The sequence below is a fragment of the Brevundimonas sp. genome, from assembly GCF_046299535.1.
Lineage (GTDB): Bacteria > Pseudomonadota > Alphaproteobacteria > Caulobacterales > Caulobacteraceae > Brevundimonas.
On the sequence record NZ_JBKBIB010000001.1, the window covers coordinates 131,628 to 146,821 of the forward strand.

Sequence of the window (15,194 nt, forward strand, 5' to 3'; positions counted from 1 at the left end):
CGCCATGACGCCAAACGCCAAACCGTCTTCAATTGAAACGCCCGAAGAGGTGCTGGAGCCGTCACGCGCCCTGGTCCCCAGCGTGATCCGCACCAACGCCCAGCGGGTGCGGCGCGGATTCTGGCCCAAGATCCGGCGGACCGCCACGCGCATCCCCTTCGCGCGGGAGGCGGTGGCGGCCTGGCACGCCGCCCGCGATCCCGAGACGCCGCTCAGGGCCAAGGGGCTGATGCTGGCGGGACTGGGCTATTTCGTCATGCCGGTGGATGCGATCCCGGATGTGTTCGTGGGCATCGGCTTCACCGACGACGCGGCGGTGATCGCGGCCATGATCGCCCTGGTCGGTTCTCATATCCGCACGCGCCACTATCAGGCGGCGGAACGGACGCTGGAGTCCCTGCGCGAGGAGTAGGCACTCACCGATCCTCGACGGTCACCACCACCTTGCCCAGGGCCTGGCGGTCGCCCAGCGCCTGGATGGCCTCGCCCGCCTTGTGCAGAGGGAAGGTGCGCGACACGCGCGGCCGGATCTTCCCCTCGGCGTACAGGCGCATGAGGTCGGCCATGTTGGCGGCGTGAAGCTCCGGCTCGCGGGCCACGTGGGCGCCCCAGAACACCCCGACGATGCTGACCGACTTCAGCAGGGTGAGGTTCAGCGGCAGGGACGGAATGCCCGCGGGAAAGCCCACCACCAGATAGCGGCCGTCCCAGTCCATGGCCCGCAGGGCCGGCTCGGCGTAGTCGCCGCCGACCCCGTCGAACACCACGTCGGCGCCGTCGCGGCCGGTGGCCAGCTTCAGCTCGCCGGACAGCTCCTTCTGGGCCGCCTTGTCCATGGGGCCGGTGGGATAGATCAGGCCGTTGTCGGCCCCCAGCTCCAGGGCGAACTCCACCTTGTCGCCGGTGGAGGCCGCCGCCACGACCCGCGCGCCCATGGCCTTACCCAGCTCCACCGCCGCCGCGCCCACGCCGCCCGCCGCGCCCAGCACCAGAAGGGTCTCCCCTTCCTTCAGCCGGGCCCGGTCCTTCAGGGCGTAGTAGCTGGTGCCGTAGGTCATCACGAGGGCCGCGCCCTCCTCGAACGACATCGCCTTCGGCATGGGAATGACCTGGCTGGCGGGCACGGCGATGCGCTCCACCAGACCGCCCCAGCCCGGCACGGCGATGACGCGATCGCCCTTGCGCACGTTTTTGACGCCCTCGCCCACCGCCTCGACCACCCCGGCCACCTCCGCGCCCGGAGAGAAGGGGCGCTCGGGGCGGAACTGGTATTTGTCCTCGATGATCAGGGTGTCGGGGAAATTGATCCCCACCGCCTTCACCTCGATCACCACTTGGCCCTTGCCGGGCGCAGGGTCGTTGACCTCCTCGATCTTGAGGGTCTCGGGGCCGCCGGGGGCATGGGACAGGACCGCGCGCAAATCGAACCTCGCTTGAAGCTGGTGCCCGGGCGGTGGCGCCCGTCTCCTCCGAAGGCTAATGAGCGCGAAGGCCCGTGAAAAGGGCGAAGACAGATTACGCTCAGGAAGTCCCATGACCCGTCCCGCCCTGATCCTGCACGGGGGCGCCGGCGCCCGGCGCTCGGTGAACTACGACCGCGAGACCGCCAACATGCGTCAGGTGGTCGAGGCCATGGCCGCACGCCTGTCCGGCGGCGCCGCGGCTCTGGACGTGGCGGTGGAGGCGGTGGTGATGCTGGAGGACTCCGGGCTTTATGTGGCCGGGCGCGGCGCCTCGCCCAATCTGGACGGCCGCTATGAGCTGGACGCCAGCCTGATGGACGGCGCGACCCAGAAGGCCGGCGCCGTGGCCGCCCTGCAGGGCTTCCGCAACCCCATCCGCGCCGCCCGGGCGGTGATGGAGAAGACCCCCCACGTCATGCTGGCCGGCCAGGGCGCCGGCGACTTCGCCCGCGACCAGAGGCTGGAGCCGGTGGATGATCCCGACGGCTGGTTCACCCGCGCCGGCCAGGGCGACGACAACCATCCGCCGGGCACGCTCGCGCACGGCACGGTGGGCTGCGTGGTGCTGGACGCCCGGGGCCGGCTGGCGGCCGCCACCTCCACCGCCGGGGTGTTCGGCAAGATGCCCGGCCGCGTGGGCGACACCCCCATCCCCGCCGCCGGGACCTGGGCCGACGACCATGCGGCGGTGTCCTGCACCGGCCAGGGCGAGTACTTCATCCGCACCGCCGCCGCCGCCCAGACCGCCTGGCGCGTGGCCGCGAACCAGCCGCTGGCCCCGGCCGCCCGCGCCGTCATCGACCAGATCGGCGCCATGGGCGGCGACGGCGGCCTGATCGCCCTGGACCGCAATGGCGCCCGCGCCGACCCCTTCAACAGCCAGGGCATGAAGCGCGCCTGGCTGGATGTGTCGGGCGAGATCGGGGTGGAGGTGTTCGGGTAAGGGGCGGCGTCCCTTCCCGTCCCGGATAGCGCTTCGCGTTTCCGGGATGACGAGGCGCCGGTCACGGCCCCGGTCCGACGCCGTCGCCCTCGGCGCCCGAAAAACAGTGCAACCGGAGTGCAAGGGCATCGTCGGCGACGGCCCGTTCGGCCTTGCCGGTGAGGGCCTGGATGTCGGCGACGAGGCGGGTGAGGTCGTCGGCGGGGTTGCACTCCGGGTCCGAAAAACAGTGCAACGGGGGTGCAAGGTCCGGCTGGAGGGCGGCCTTTTCCGCCTGACGGGCGATGGCGGCCAGACGGGTGGTGAGGCGCACCAGATCGCCGGTGGGGTCCGGTTCGGGGGCGGACGGAGCGGGTGAGGGCTCTGGTTCTGGCGCCGGTTCGGGCGTGTGCGACTCCGGGGCGGAAAAACAGTGCAACGGGGGTGCAAGGGTCTGTGCGGGGGCGGCCTGTTCGGCTTCGCGGGCCTCGATCTCGGTGAAGGGCACCAGCGGCTTGAGCTCACGGTACAGGCGCAGCCAGCCGCGGGCCTGGATCAGCTGGCCGGCGGCCACGGCGGCCTGGACGTGGGACCAGCATTTGTCGACCATCTCCAGGGTGGTGAGGGGCTGGTCCCGGATCGCGCCTGTCGGCGCGTCCGGGATGACAAGGGGCTGGTTCTGAGATGTCGGCGCAGGATCGAGCGCAGGCTCAGGCGTGGGCGCCGGATCCGGGGCGATGAAGGGGGCGGGCTGGTCGGCGCGGCGCCAGCCTTCGATCTTCGCGCGATGGCGGAAGGTGCGCAGGCTGAGGCCGTGGCGCTCGCACACCTCCGGCGCGCTCCCGCCGGCCAGATAGTCGGCCCTGGCGGCGGCCCAGCGGGCGCGAGACTTGGCGGCGTCAAAGACGGGCGGGCTGTCGGGGAGGTATCTGAATTTGATGTCCATGCCGGACAGTGTGAGGCGCCCCCGGACGCGGCGGTGTAAAAGGCGGGATTCCGGCGGCGAGGTGTTGTTCTGAAAGGGATCTAGGGCGGGAAATGGGAGGATTTCGGAGACCGGAAACCCTACTGGCGCCGTTTCGGAGTCCGGGCCGACCGCGTCACAAACGCCAGCCAACCCGCATAGACGCCGATCCCGACGACGGCCAGCGCCGCCAGAAGGCCAAGGATGTCCGACTCGCGCACGTTCGGTTCGCCGCTGGCGAAGAGGATCAGGACCGCGCCGACCAGCAGTCCCGCTCCGCTGAGCAGGGGCGTGACGATCAGGGCCGGCCGGCGCGGGGCGGACCAGTTCGGGCGGCCGTTCAGGCCCCACTGCATCGGGAGCCGGTCGTGGGCCGCGAGCCGCCGGTCAGCCCATCGCCCCAACAGGGCGGCGGCCAGCAGATAGAGAATGACCAGAACGATGATCGAGGCCTGCATGTCTCGATACTAGGCGAACGGGGTTCGTCCTGACCAGCCTCTCACCCCCACGGCCCGCGCCGCTCGCCCGTGACCGGCACGAAGGCCCCCCGCGGAGTTTCCGGCTCCGCGAAAAACGCCGGGCGCGCGCCGCCGCCCATTTCGTTCAGGGCCTTGATGCGGTTGGCGGTGGCCGGGTGGGTTGAGAACAGGTTGTCCGCGCCCTTCCCGTTCAAAGGATTGACGATGAACATGTGGGCGGTGGCCGGATTGCGCTCGGCCGCCACGTTAAGCTCGCCCCGGGCGTAGCGCTCCATCTTGGCCAGCGCCGACGCCAGGGCCTGGGGATCGCCCGCGATCTGCGCGCCCACGCGGTCCGCGCCGTATTCGCGGGTGCGGCTGATGGCCATCTGCACAAGCCCTGCGGCCATGGGCGCCAGCAGCATGATGGCCAGGGTCCCGATGATCCCGCCGGGCCGGTCGCGCCCGCCGAAGAACAGGGCGAAATTGGCCAGGGCCGCGATGGCGCCGGCGATGGTGGCGGTCACCGTCATGACCAGGGTGTCGCGGTTCTTCACATGGGCCAGCTCGTGGGCCATGACGCCCCGGATCTCGGCCCGGTCCAGCATGCGCAGCAGGCCCGTCGTGGCGGCCACCGCCGCGTTGTCGGGATTGCGGCCCGTGGCGAAGGCGTTGGGCTGGTCATTGGGAATGATGACGATGTTGGGCAGGGGCAGGCCCGCCGCCGTCGCCATGGCCTTCGTGTCCGCCACATAGTTGCGCACCACCGGGTCGGGGTGGGTCTCGTCCACCGGCTGGGCCCGGTACATCTTCAGCACGATCTTGTCGGCGTTCCAGTAGCTGACGAAGTTGAGCGCCACCGCGAACACCACGGCGATCAGCATGCCCGTGGCGCCGCCGATCAGGTAACCGACCCCCACGAACAGGGCGGTCATGGCGGCCAGCAGCATGAAGGTCTTGATGTGGTTCATGGTTTTCCATGTGAATGATCGGCCGGGCTTTGTCGCCGGCCCCGTGACATACTATGTGGAGGGGGACCGTTCCCGCCTCAAGAGCCCGCACCCGTGACCGATCAGCCCGCCGATGAAATCCCCGTCCTGCTGAACCCGGATCTGCCGGACGCGGCCCAGGACAAGCGCCTGAGCCCCGCCGCGCGCCGCGCGCTGGAGGAGGCCGCCGCGCGCCGCGCCGCCGCGCCGCCGCTGGATCTGCCGCCCGAACAGGGCGGACCGCGCGGGGCCGAGCCCACGCGCTATGGCGACTGGGAGAAAAAAGGCCTGGCGGTGGACTTCTGATGAAACGCTGGGCCTTCACCGAGGAAGAACTTCGCCTGACCCGTATCCGGGTCAAGAGCCTGGCCGCCCGGGCGTCGCAGGCGCTGGTGGTGGGGGCCATCGCCGTGGCCCCGCTGGCTCTGACCCTGTGGGTGCTGTGGCTGGTGCTTCAGGTGGCCGCCTTCGTGGGCGGACTGATGACCGGTCCGTTCACCGCCACCCTGCTGCTGATCGCGCCAGGGCTGGAAGGCTTTCTGCTGCATCCGGTGACCTCCACCGTCCTGAACATCGTGGTGGCCCTGGGGGCCCTGATCGTGATCGGGCTGATGGCCAAGGGCGTGGTGGGGCGCGTGGTGGGTCAGATGGTGGAGGACTTCATCACCCGCATCCCGGTCGGCAGCGTGGTCTATGGCTCGGCGCGCCAGCTGATCTCCAGCTTCCAGTCGCCCACCGAGGGCGCCCAGAAGGTGGTGCTGATCGAATTTCCCTCGCCGGAGATGCGCACGGTGGGACTGGTGACCCAGCGCTTCCGCGCCTCGGACACGGGCGAGGAGCTGGCGGCGGTCTATGTGCCCACCACGCCGAACCCCACCTCGGGCTATGTGGAGATCGTGCCGGTGGACCGGCTGGTCTGGCTGGACTGGACCCTGAACGAGGCCATCCAGTTCATCGTTTCCGCCGGGGTCATCTCGCCCGAGTCGGTCAAGTATCGCACCACCGGCAACCCCGACCCGCAGGGATCCCCCCCGCCGATCATCCCCGACCGGCTCTAGAGCAGGCGGATCTCCCGCAGGCGCTGCAGCAGATAGTCCTCGGCGGTGATCGCTTCGGGGTAACGCTCGGGATTGTCGGCCGAGACGCAGCTGTCCAGGGTGCGGATTTCGTATTCCGGCTCGAAATGCAGGAAGAACGGCGTGGAGTAGCGGGAGAAGCCCCGCCGCTCGGGCGCCGGATTGACCACCCGGTGGGTGGTGGACGGCAGCACATGATTGGTCAGGCGCTGCAGCATGTCGCCGATGTTGACCACCAGGGCGCCGGGCGGCGGCGCGATGGATAGCCAGCGCCCGTCCCGGTCCAGCAACTGAAGCCCGGCTTCCTCGGCGCCCAGCAGCAGGGTGATGACGTTGATGTCCTCATGGGCCCCGGCCCGCACCCCCGGCGCATCGGCGGGCACCGGCGGATAGTGCAGCAGGCGCAGCACGGAATTGCCCAGCGCCACCTTGTCGGCGAAGAAATCGTCCGTAAGCTTCAGGTAGCGGGCGATGGCCCTGAGCAGCTTCGCGCCCAGCGAGTCCAGCGCCTGGAACATGCCGTACACGTGCTCCTGGAAGGTCGGGACCTCCGATGGCCAGACGTTGTCGCGCATGTATTTGCGATAGGGGTGCCCTTCCGGCAGTTCGCGTCCCGCGTGCCAGAATTCCTTCAGGTCCACGGCCGCGGCGTCCTTCGCCGCCTCGACGCCGAAGGGGGTGTAGCCGCGCGCGCCGCCGGTTCCCGGCTGGTGATAGGCGCGCTTGACCGCGTCAGGCAGGGCGAAGAAGGCCCTGGCGTCGTCCAGGGCCGCCCCGATCACGGCTTCGTCCAGTCCGTGATCGGCGACCACCGCGAAGCCGTAGCGGGCGAAAGAGGCCCCCAGATCGTCGGAAAAGCCCTGAAAATCCGCCTCGAAGCGGGTCATGGAAACGGGGGTGATGGCGCTGTCGGTCACGGAAACTCTCGCGGAGGTGAACGGAGATCGTCTTACGCCGTTCATCAAGCCTATGGCAAAAGGTCGTTATGGCCACGCTTCAAGCGGCCGCACCGGAACCTTGACCGTTCATCGGACGTTCCGGCGGCTGGGTCACTGAAGAAACCCTGGAAGGACTACCGTCATGAACATCAAGATCATCGCCGGCGTCAGCGCCCTGGCGCTCGTCGCCGCCGCCTGCACCACCACCGACCCCTATCGCTCGGGGCCCCAGCCGAACCGGACCGCGCAGGGCGCCGTCGCCGGCGCGCTCGGCGGCGCCGTGCTGGGCTATCTGACCAACACAAACAATTCCGAGCAGGGCCGTCGCAACGCCCTGATCGGCGCGGGCGTGGGCGCCCTGGGCGGCGCCGCCGTCGGCCAGTACATGGACCGCCAGCAGCGCGCGCTCGAGGCCGAGCTGTCCGGTTCCGGCGTGGGCGTGGCCCGTCAGGGCGACAACCTCGTCCTGCGCATGCCCGGCGACGTGACCTTCCCCACCAACAGCGCCGACATCAACGCGCGGTTCTATCCGGTGCTGCGGGACGTGGCGCGGATCATGAACGAGTATGACCGCTCGGTGGTGGACATCGTCGGCCACACGGACTCCACGGGCGGGGACCAGATCAACCAGCCCCTGTCCGAGCGCCGCGCCGCTTCGGTGGCCCAGTTCCTGATCGGCGAGGGCGTGATGCGCGAGCGTCTGTATGTTGCGGGCGCCAGCTCGCGCAATCCGATCGCATCCAATGACACCGTGGATGGCCGCGCCCAGAACCGGCGTGTGGAAATCCTGATCCGCCCGCTGACCTGATCTTCGGCGACGCGATCGCGTGAAAATGGCGAAGGCGGCGGGAAACCGCCGCCTTTTCCTTTGGTTGCGCTTGCGAAGCAGCCCGCGCCCATGCTGTTCTCAATCCCGTGTTCGCCGATGGGCGAACCGGGAGGCGGCATGGATCAGCACAGCGATGACGACGATGTCCGGGAGGGCCTGCGCCTGACCGGGGTGGCCGTGGTCTCCGCCTTCATCGTCGCCGCTGCGGTCATCGGCGCCGGCAGGGCCGTCCTGCCCGTCCTGCTGCCCTCCCTGCTTGACGACCCGGGCGCCGCTCCCGTGGTCCGGGCCTCAATGGAGCGCTAGACCGCCTCCACGCACATGGCGACGCCCATGCCGCCGCCGATGCAAAGGGCCGCCAGACCCTTCCGGGCGCCCGAACGCTTCATTTCGTGCAGCAGGGTGGTCAGGATGCGGGCGCCGGATGCGCCGATGGGGTGGCCGATGGCGATGGCGCCGCCGTTCACGTTCACCTTCGCCGTATCCAGACCCAGCTCCTTGACGACACACAGGGCCTGGGCCGCAAAGGCTTCGTTGGACTCGATCAGGTCCAGGTCGCCCACGGACCATCCGGCTTTGGCCAGGGCCTTCTTCGACGCCGGGATCGGGCCCGTGCCCATTATGGCCGGGTCGACCCCTGCGGTGGCCCAGGACGCGATGCGCGCCAGCGGCTTGATACCGCGCTTCTCGGCCTCTTCCGCGGTCATCAGCACCACGGCGGCGGCGCCGTCGTTCAGGCCCGAGGCGTTGGCGGCCGTTACAGAACCGTCCTTCGTGAAGGCGGGGCGCAGCTTCTCCATGGCCTCGATGGTCGCGCCGTGGCGGATGTATTCGTCCTTGTCGACCACGATGTCGCCCTTGCGGGTGGTGATGGTCACAGGGGCGATCTCGTCATCGAATTTGCCGGCCTTCTGCGCCGCCTCGGCCTTGTTCTGGCTGGCCACGGCGAAGGCGTCCTGATCGGCGCGCGCGATGGACCACTTTTCGGCGATGTTCTCGGCCGTCTGGCCCATGTGATAGCCGTTGAAGGCGTCCCACAGGCCGTCCCTGATCATGGTGTCGGTGAACGACAGGTCGCCCATCTTCTGGCCGCCCCTCAGGTTCGCGGCGTGGGGCGCCTGGCTCATGCTTTCCTGACCGCCGGCCACGACGATCCTCGCGTCGCCGGAGAGGATCTGCTGGTACCCCAGGGCCACAGCCCGAAGGCCGGAGCCGCACAGCTGGTTCAGGCTCCATGCGGGGGTCTCGACGGGCAGGCCCGCAGCGATCGACGCCTGACGCGCCGGGCCCTGCCCGGCCCCCGCCTGGAGGACCTGGCCCAGGATCACCTCGTCGACGTCGCCGGCGTCAACCCCGGCGCGCTCCAGCGCCGCCTTGACGGCAACGGCGCCCAGCTCATGCGCGGAAAGGGAGGACAGGGCCCCCAGGAAGGAGCCGACGGGGGTGCGGGCGGCCGAGACGATGACGATATCGGACATGGGATTTCACTCCGGGAGGAATTTCGGTGTGGCGGTTCTGCCTCAACGCAGGCGTTTCGTCACCATAAAGCCGCTGATTCAGCGGTTCGTCACCATGTGGAGGCCATGCTGGGCGGGAACGATCGGCCCGTTTCCCCGCTTGAAAGGTCATGCTCGTGTTGTTCCGCCGCCTCGCCAGTCACATCTGCACGCCAGACGAGCAGGACATGGCGGAGCACTACCTTACACGTGGCGAGCGGCTGGCGGATAAGTGGGTGCATATTGTCGGCCTGGCCCTCGCGGCGGTGGGCGGGATCGTTCTGGCGGTGCTGTCGGCCGTATACGGCGGCGCGGGAACCGCTATGGCCACCGCGATCTACGCCCTGTGCCTGATCGCCATGCTGACCTGCTCGACCATCTACAATCTGACCCATCCCTGCGCGGCCCGACCCGTACTGCGGCGCATGGACGAGGCGGCCATCTTCCTGATGATCGCCGGCAGCTACACCCCCTTCACCGTCCTGCGGTTCGAGGGCGCCTGGTCCGTCGGCTTCACCCTGCTGGTCTGGGGTTTCGCCCTGGCCGGGGTGTTCGCCAAGATGCTGGCGCCGCGCATTTCCGACGCCTTCTGGAGCGGGGTCTATGTGTTGTTCGGCTGGCTCGCGGTGTTCGCCCTCAAGCCCATGATCGAGACGGTCCACCCCCTCGCCCTGGGCCTGCTGGTGGCGGGCGGACTGATCTATACGGCGGGGGTCTTCGTGTTCATCAACCAGCGCGTAAAGTTCCGCCGGGCCATCTGGCATGGCTTCGTGGTGGCCGGCGCCGGAACCCACTGGGCGGCGATTCTGGTGGGAGTCGTTCTGGCGCCCGCCTGAGCGCTTCGCAATGCACTGGCGCATGGCACCGCGCTGCGGAATAATGCGAGGTCGAACAACAATGGACGGTGACAGCGTGGCGGATACCCAACCGGCAGCCGGCAAGAAATCCAGCAAGGCCCAGAGCGACAGGAACGGCGGCGCGGTCGTCATCAAGAAGTACGCCAACCGGCGCCTCTACAACACATCCACCAGCGCCTATGTGACGCTGGAAGATCTGGCGGGGATGGTCCGCGAGGGCGTCGACTTCCTCGTTTATGACGCCAAGACCAACGACGACCTGACCCGTCAGGTGCTGACCCAGATCATCTTCGAGGAGGAGAGCCGGGGCGAGGCCCTGCTGCCCGTCCAGTTCCTGCGCCAGTTGATCGGCTTCTACGGCGGCCAGATGCAGTCGGTCCTGCCCAGCTACCTTGAACTCTCGCTCGACAATTTCGTCAGCCAGCAGGAGCAGTTCCGCTCGCAGTTCTCGCGCGCCTTCGGGGCCGCGCCGGGTGTCGGCATGTTCGATGAGCAGGTGAAGCAGAACATCGCCATGTTCGAACGGGCCATGAAGATGTTCACCCCCATGGCCTATGCGCCCAGGGTCGAGCCTGAAAAGTCCGCGGAGGCCGCGACCCCCGCCGGTGACGCCACCCTGAACGAAATGCGTCGCCAGATGGAGGAGATGCGCGCCCAGCTGGATCGTCTGGCCGGCGCCCGCGCCGACGAGCCCGGCAGGAAATGACCGGTCCGGTGCGCCCGGTCGGTCCCGTCGAGCCGCGCGGCCCCCAGCGCCGCACCGGCGACCGCCGTCAGGGAGAGGAGCGCCGCGAAGGGACCCCTCGCCCGGTAAGGGCCCTTGTTCCCCGCGGCGAGTCGGCCGCGTTGTCCGATGAGCCGCCGGCCTCGCCCACGCCGCCAAATCCCTCGCAGCCGTCGGCATTTGCGGCCCAGATGATCGGCCAGACCGGCGCCAGGAAAGGTCTGAAGGGCGGCCCGCCCGTGCTGGACGCCGCCCGGGGCAGTTATATGGGGGCCGAGTATTCCGGCGCCGGCGACCGTCGGCCGAAGCCGGGCAAGACCACCCGCACAGACGTCTGATCAAGGCCTTCGACTGGCCCGGTCCTTGCAGTCCTGAACGACGACATCCGTCTTCAGGGACCGCCGACCATGACCGCCCTCGCCGCCCGCTTCTTCGACATTCTCGCCGTGAGCCTGGTGTTTCTGGCCTTCGGCTGAGCCGCTCAGCCCGGCGCGCCGATCTCGAAATCCTTGCGCGCGCTGATGATGGTCACGATGAAGCCGGCCAGAACATCCAGCATCACCATGGCCGTGATGAGGAAAAAGGTCGAGGTCGCGAAGCCCCGCAGCAGGAGGAAGGCGATCAGGCACATCACGAACAGGATCATCGAAAGGGCGTGATTGACGATCGCGATCTTCTGGCTGGATGTGGACTTCAACAGCTCGAAGAACAGCAGGATCAGGGAGAACAGGATCAGCAGGTCTCCCGGCCCGACGGTCCAGGTGGCGCCCGAGGTCATGGGAATGGTGAAGAGCGGATCCCTGAGCGCGGCGTCAGCCCCGGCGGCGGTGAAACCTCCGTCCATGCCGAAGATGACGATGAGGGTGTAAAGCAGCACCGGAATGGCCAGCAGCGGCAAGGCGATCAGCATGGTCGTCCTCCTCGTCTCGTTCCAGGCAGGGGCGGCGACGCCCGTTCACAATGGTTAATAACGCCGTTCGGAACGGATCGCTACGGCTTCGCTTGAGGCCCGGGGCGAGGATTTCTGGAGACGGCGGGCGCGGGCGTGATACAGGAACGATGATGCAGCGACCCGACCTTGACCGCCTGATCCTCGGCTGGCGCGGCCCTGTGCTGGCGGCGCTGATCGCTCTGATCGCGGGCCTGCCGGGCCTGATCATGACGCCTGTGCTGGATCGCACAGAGGCGCGAACGGCCCAGGTCAGCGCCCGGATGCTGGACCGGGGAGACTGGATCGACACCCGGGCCGACGATCAGGACAGGCTCAGAACCGCTGCGGGCCTTCACTGGTTACAGGCCGTTTCAGCCGCCCTGACCTCGGACGTCCAGGACCGCAACATCCGGCCCTATCGTCTTCCCTCCCTGCTGGGGGCCATGCTGGCGGCCTGGGCCTGCGCCTGGGGCGCGGCCGCATTGTTCGGCGCCCGCGCAGGGTTTCTGGCCGGCGCCCTGCTGGGCGGCGCCTTCCTGATGTCCACCCTGGCGGGGGTGGCCCAGGCCAACGCCCTGCTGGCCGGCCTGATCACGCTGGCCATGGCAGCCCTGGCGCGCCTGTATGTGCTGGCGCGGGAAGGCGAGGCGGAGGCCTCGGCCAGCGGCGGGCCGCCGCCGCGCCTGCCCCGCCCCCTGAAGCTGATCGTGTGGGGCGCCCTGGGCGCGGCGATCCTCGTGGGCGGCCTGACCGCACCGCTGGTCGTGGGCCTGGCGCTGGTCACTCTCGGGCTGATGGACGGGCGCTGGGGATGGATGGGGCGGCTGGGCTGGCTGAGCGGCCTGCCTCTGCTGGCGCTGATCGTCGGGCCGTGGGCCATCGCCGCCACCGTCTCGACGGACGGCGAGGTGTGGCGCCAGGCCCTGAACGACAACATCATGGCCCGGATCGTCCGCGGTGAGGCGAGTTGGGGGGTTCCCGGGCGCCATCTGCTGTTGGCGCCGTTGCTGCTGTTCCCGGCCACCCTCATGCTTCCGGCGGCCCTGGTGACCGGTCTGACCCGCCGGGCCGAGCCGGGGGTGCGCTTCGCCGTGGCCTGGCTGGTTCCCGCCTGGCTGCTGTTTGAAGTGGCGCCCGACCCCATGTGGCACCAGACCCTGCCCCTGTACGGCGCGGTGACCTGGCTGGCCGCAGCGGCCCTGACCCGTCCGCTGGGCCGCGTCTCGCGCTGGGCCGGGACCGCGCTGGCGGTGCTGGGCGGGGTCTATGTGCTGGGCGCCACCCTGTACGCCCTGTCCGAGTTCGGCGGCGAGGCGTCCCAGGCCTGGGCGACCCCGACCATCGGCCTGACTCTCGCGGCGGCGGCCATCGGCGGCTTCCTGCTGTACCACCGCATGGGCGTGACGGCGGTGCTGATCTCGCTGGCGCTCGGCATCCTCGCCCACGCCAGCCTGGCGGGCCTGATGCGCAATCTGGAGCCTCTGTGGGTGTCGCCGCGCCTGAAGGCCGCCATGATCGAGACGGGGCTTCATCCGGTCGAGGGGCGCCTGCCCGGGCCGGTGGCGGTGACCGGCTACAGCCAGCCCAGCGTGCTGTTCCTGTTCGGACCGGCCGCGCGCTTCACCGATGAAGCCGGAGCCGCCGCCGCCATCGCTGCGGGTCGCCCCGCCGTGGTGGAGGCCCGGCAGGAGGCGAATTTCCGCGCCGCCCTGGGCCGCCTGGGCGCCGAGGCCCGGGCCGAGGACCGGGTCGAGGGTGTCAACTACGCCAACGGAGACCGGGTCGAGCTGATCCTGTATCGCCCCGCGCCCCGGCCCGCGCCCGTGCGCCGTCCCGCGCGGCCCGAGGCCGAGCCTGAACCGGCGCTGCTGGATCCCGACGCCGAACCGGGGACCGACGACCAGACCCTGCCCGATCCGGATGGGGAGGCCGCCGATCCGGCGCTCGACGCGGCGGCGCCCGCCGAGGACCCGGACACGCCTGTGGCCTCGCCACCCTCCGCGCCGGAGCCTGGGCCCGACCAATGAGCCGCTTCATCCAGATCGTCGAGGTCGGCCCCCGCGACGGCCTCCAGAACGAGAACGCCGTGCTGGAGCCCGCCGTCCGCGCCGGGTTCGTGCGGCGGCTGGAGGCGGCCGGCGCGCGCCGCATCGAGGCGGTCAGCTTCGTTCACCCGAAATACGTGCCCCAGATGGCCGGGGCCGAAGAGGTCATGGCCGACCTGCGCCCCGAGGCCGGACACAGCCGCATCGGTCTTGTGCTGAACGCCAAGGGGTATGACCGCGCCCTTACGACCGGGGTGGACGAGGTCAATGTCTCGGTGGCCGCCACCGACGGCTTCGGCCTGAAGAACCAGGGCCTGGACCTGAAGGGTCAGGCGGCCATGCTCGCCGACATCGTCGCCCGCCGTCACAACGCCGCCCCGGGCGACGCGGCGCCGTCCCTGTCGGTGACCATCAGCTGCGTCTGGGGCTGCCCCTTCGACGGCGAGGTGTCAGTGGATCAGGTGGCCGATCTGGTGGGCCGCATCGGCGCGCTGGGCGTGGACGAGATCGCCCTGGCCGACACCATCGGCGCCGGCGATCCCTGGGCCGTGACGAAAAAGGTCGAGGCCGCGCGCAAGGCCGCGCCGGACGCGACGCTGCGGCTGCACTTCCACGACACGAGGAATACGGGACTCGCCAACGCCTATGCGGGCGTGGAGGCGGGGGTGGACATTCTGGACGCCTCGGTGGGCGGCATCGGCGGCTGTCCCTTCGCGCCGGGCGCCACCGGCAACATCGGCACCGAGGATCTGGTGCACATGCTGCACCGCGGCGGGTTCGAGACCGGCTATGATCTGGACGCCCTGATCGAGACGGCCCGCTGGGTCGGCCAGCGCCTCGGCAAGGCGCCCCCGTCCAGCCTCAGCCGCGCCGGGCCATTCCGGAAGGTCTGATCAGGCCGCGCACACCGCCCCTCCCCGTTACTATTCGCAAACCTAACGTGCGAGGTGAGGAATTTATAGAGTCATCCGTAAATCGTCATCTTGGCAACTAAAGCCGCCAGCTGAATAGATTGAAGTTCGTCTTCGCCGTATATTACCTGATCGATCGATTGATCACCTTGAATGACAACTCTGCAGCCGAATGCCTGCATTTTGCTGTCAAAATTTGGCTCGAATATTTCGACTGAAATTTCGTCCTTAGCCGATATATTCTTAATGTTTAAGGGAATGGGATTACCTGGCAGTTACTGTTGCATCGGCCGAGACTATCGGCCGCGTCAGCGTAGCATCCTTCACGCTGGCGTGGCGTTGGCCACCCACTACACATAGAGGTTTGAAACAGGTAGCTTCTGAAACAAGCATCCTTCGCACTGTTGCTCAGCATTAAAGGACGCAGATGCAGCTTCGACAGTCGAAGAATTTAGCGCTATAAGAGCAATGGCGGAAATCGTCGCGGCAAACACAAGGCGCATGACTATTCATCCTTGTGCTTGACGGCAAGATACCTGTAATAGGCTAAAGGTCAAGGTCGAAAAACGCCCTGTAGCTAAAGCCAGCCAG

The 15,194-nt window shown here is 68.8% G+C and carries 19 protein-coding genes; 11 read left to right on the forward strand and 8 right to left on the reverse strand.

Going from position 1 to position 15,194, the window contains the following annotated elements:
- Window positions 1-4: 4 nt before the first annotated feature.
- Window positions 5-412, forward strand: a complete 408-nt coding sequence (locus ACK4FB_RS00695) for a YkvA family protein (RefSeq protein ID WP_409746631.1) — start codon at window positions 5-7, stop codon at window positions 410-412.
- Window positions 413-416: 4 nt separating this feature from the next.
- On the opposite strand, the gene ACK4FB_RS00700 is transcribed toward ACK4FB_RS00695, so the two are convergent.
- On the reverse strand, window positions 417-1,421 hold the full coding sequence (locus ACK4FB_RS00700) for an NADPH:quinone oxidoreductase family protein (RefSeq protein WP_409746633.1): 1,005 nt from the start codon (window positions 1,419-1,421) through the stop codon (window positions 417-419).
- A 112-nt stretch (window positions 1,422-1,533) separates the two neighbouring features.
- On the opposite strand from ACK4FB_RS00700, the gene ACK4FB_RS00705 reads away from it, so the two are divergent.
- Complete coding sequence (locus ACK4FB_RS00705) at window positions 1,534-2,406, forward strand: isoaspartyl peptidase/L-asparaginase family protein (RefSeq protein ID WP_409746635.1); 873 nt, start codon at window positions 1,534-1,536, stop codon at window positions 2,404-2,406.
- 61 nt (window positions 2,407-2,467) lie between these two features.
- On the opposite strand, the gene ACK4FB_RS00710 is transcribed toward ACK4FB_RS00705, so the two are convergent.
- The 3 genes from ACK4FB_RS00710 to htpX form a co-directional block, all read right to left on the reverse strand.
- Window positions 2,468-3,331 (reverse strand): hypothetical protein, encoded by an 864-nt coding sequence (locus ACK4FB_RS00710; protein ID WP_409746637.1) that lies wholly within the window; start codon window positions 3,329-3,331, stop codon window positions 2,468-2,470.
- Between the two features lie 119 nt (window positions 3,332-3,450).
- Window positions 3,451-3,807, reverse strand: coding sequence for a hypothetical protein (locus ACK4FB_RS00715; RefSeq protein WP_409746639.1), 357 nt, complete (start codon window positions 3,805-3,807; stop codon window positions 3,451-3,453).
- A gap of 41 nt (window positions 3,808-3,848) precedes the next feature.
- Window positions 3,849-4,778, reverse strand: coding sequence for a zinc metalloprotease HtpX (gene htpX, locus ACK4FB_RS00720; protein WP_409746641.1), 930 nt, complete (start codon window positions 4,776-4,778; stop codon window positions 3,849-3,851).
- A 93-nt stretch (window positions 4,779-4,871) separates the two neighbouring features.
- On the opposite strand from htpX, the gene ACK4FB_RS00725 reads away from it, so the two are divergent.
- Together ACK4FB_RS00725 and ACK4FB_RS00730 are read left to right on the forward strand one after the other, a co-directional pair.
- On the forward strand, window positions 4,872-5,102 hold the full coding sequence (locus tag ACK4FB_RS00725) for a DUF1674 domain-containing protein (protein WP_409746643.1): 231 nt from the start codon (window positions 4,872-4,874) through the stop codon (window positions 5,100-5,102).
- A complete protein-coding gene (locus ACK4FB_RS00730; protein WP_409746645.1) occupies window positions 5,102-5,854 on the forward strand; it encodes a DUF502 domain-containing protein in 753 nt (250 codons plus the stop codon). Before ACK4FB_RS00725 ends, ACK4FB_RS00730 begins: the two co-directional genes overlap by 1 nt.
- Here ACK4FB_RS00730 and ACK4FB_RS00735 read toward each other — a convergent pair.
- Window positions 5,851-6,789: an isopenicillin N synthase family dioxygenase gene (locus ACK4FB_RS00735; RefSeq protein WP_409746647.1), complete on the reverse strand. Its 939-nt coding sequence runs from the start codon at window positions 6,787-6,789 to the stop codon at window positions 5,851-5,853. The genes ACK4FB_RS00730 and ACK4FB_RS00735 overlap by 4 nt on opposite strands.
- A gap of 163 nt (window positions 6,790-6,952) precedes the next feature.
- On the opposite strand from ACK4FB_RS00735, the gene ACK4FB_RS00740 reads away from it, so the two are divergent.
- On the forward strand, window positions 6,953-7,618 hold the full coding sequence (locus tag ACK4FB_RS00740; protein ID WP_409746649.1) for an OmpA family protein: 666 nt from the start codon (window positions 6,953-6,955) through the stop codon (window positions 7,616-7,618).
- A gap of 138 nt (window positions 7,619-7,756) precedes the next feature.
- The gene (locus tag ACK4FB_RS00745) at window positions 7,757-7,945 is read left to right on the forward strand and encodes a hypothetical protein (RefSeq protein WP_409746651.1); all 189 of its coding nucleotides are present in this window, start codon (window positions 7,757-7,759) and stop codon (window positions 7,943-7,945) included.
- On the opposite strand, the gene ACK4FB_RS00750 is transcribed toward ACK4FB_RS00745, so the two are convergent.
- Window positions 7,942-9,117 (reverse strand): acetyl-CoA C-acetyltransferase, encoded by a 1,176-nt coding sequence (locus ACK4FB_RS00750; protein ID WP_409746653.1) that lies wholly within the window; start codon window positions 9,115-9,117, stop codon window positions 7,942-7,944. The two genes, ACK4FB_RS00745 and ACK4FB_RS00750, sit on opposite strands and share 4 nt — an antisense overlap.
- Before the next feature lie 149 nt (window positions 9,118-9,266).
- Between ACK4FB_RS00750 and trhA the strand changes: the two genes are divergently transcribed.
- The 3 genes from trhA (at window position 9,267) to ACK4FB_RS00765 (ending at window position 11,054) form a co-directional block, all read left to right on the forward strand.
- The gene (gene trhA, locus ACK4FB_RS00755) at window positions 9,267-9,971 is read left to right on the forward strand and encodes a PAQR family membrane homeostasis protein TrhA (protein ID WP_409746655.1); all 705 of its coding nucleotides are present in this window, start codon (window positions 9,267-9,269) and stop codon (window positions 9,969-9,971) included.
- A 76-nt stretch (window positions 9,972-10,047) separates the two neighbouring features.
- Entirely contained in the window at window positions 10,048-10,698 is a 651-nt protein-coding gene (gene phaR / locus ACK4FB_RS00760) for a polyhydroxyalkanoate synthesis repressor PhaR (protein WP_409746657.1), read from the forward strand.
- Window positions 10,695-11,054 carry a hypothetical protein gene (locus ACK4FB_RS00765; RefSeq protein WP_409746659.1) on the forward strand — a complete coding sequence of 120 codons (360 nt, stop codon included), beginning with the start codon at window positions 10,695-10,697 and terminating at the stop codon, window positions 11,052-11,054. The genes phaR and ACK4FB_RS00765 overlap by 4 nt, the downstream gene beginning before the upstream one ends.
- Before the next feature lie 143 nt (window positions 11,055-11,197).
- On the opposite strand, the gene ACK4FB_RS00770 is transcribed toward ACK4FB_RS00765, so the two are convergent.
- Window positions 11,198-11,626, reverse strand: a complete 429-nt coding sequence (locus tag ACK4FB_RS00770; RefSeq protein WP_409746661.1) for a hypothetical protein — start codon at window positions 11,624-11,626, stop codon at window positions 11,198-11,200.
- A 152-nt stretch (window positions 11,627-11,778) separates the two neighbouring features.
- On the opposite strand from ACK4FB_RS00770, the gene ACK4FB_RS00775 reads away from it, so the two are divergent.
- Window positions 11,779-13,674, forward strand: coding sequence for a glycosyltransferase family 39 protein (locus ACK4FB_RS00775; protein ID WP_409746664.1), 1,896 nt, complete (start codon window positions 11,779-11,781; stop codon window positions 13,672-13,674).
- Window positions 13,671-14,585 carry a hydroxymethylglutaryl-CoA lyase gene (locus ACK4FB_RS00780; protein WP_409746667.1) on the forward strand — a complete coding sequence of 305 codons (915 nt, stop codon included), beginning with the start codon at window positions 13,671-13,673 and terminating at the stop codon, window positions 14,583-14,585. The genes ACK4FB_RS00775 and ACK4FB_RS00780 overlap by 4 nt, the downstream gene beginning before the upstream one ends.
- A 71-nt stretch (window positions 14,586-14,656) precedes the next feature.
- On the opposite strand, the gene ACK4FB_RS00785 is transcribed toward ACK4FB_RS00780, so the two are convergent.
- Entirely contained in the window at window positions 14,657-14,878 is a 222-nt protein-coding gene (locus ACK4FB_RS00785) for a DUF6968 family protein (RefSeq protein ID WP_409747074.1), read from the reverse strand.
- Window positions 14,879-15,194 lie beyond the last annotated feature (316 nt).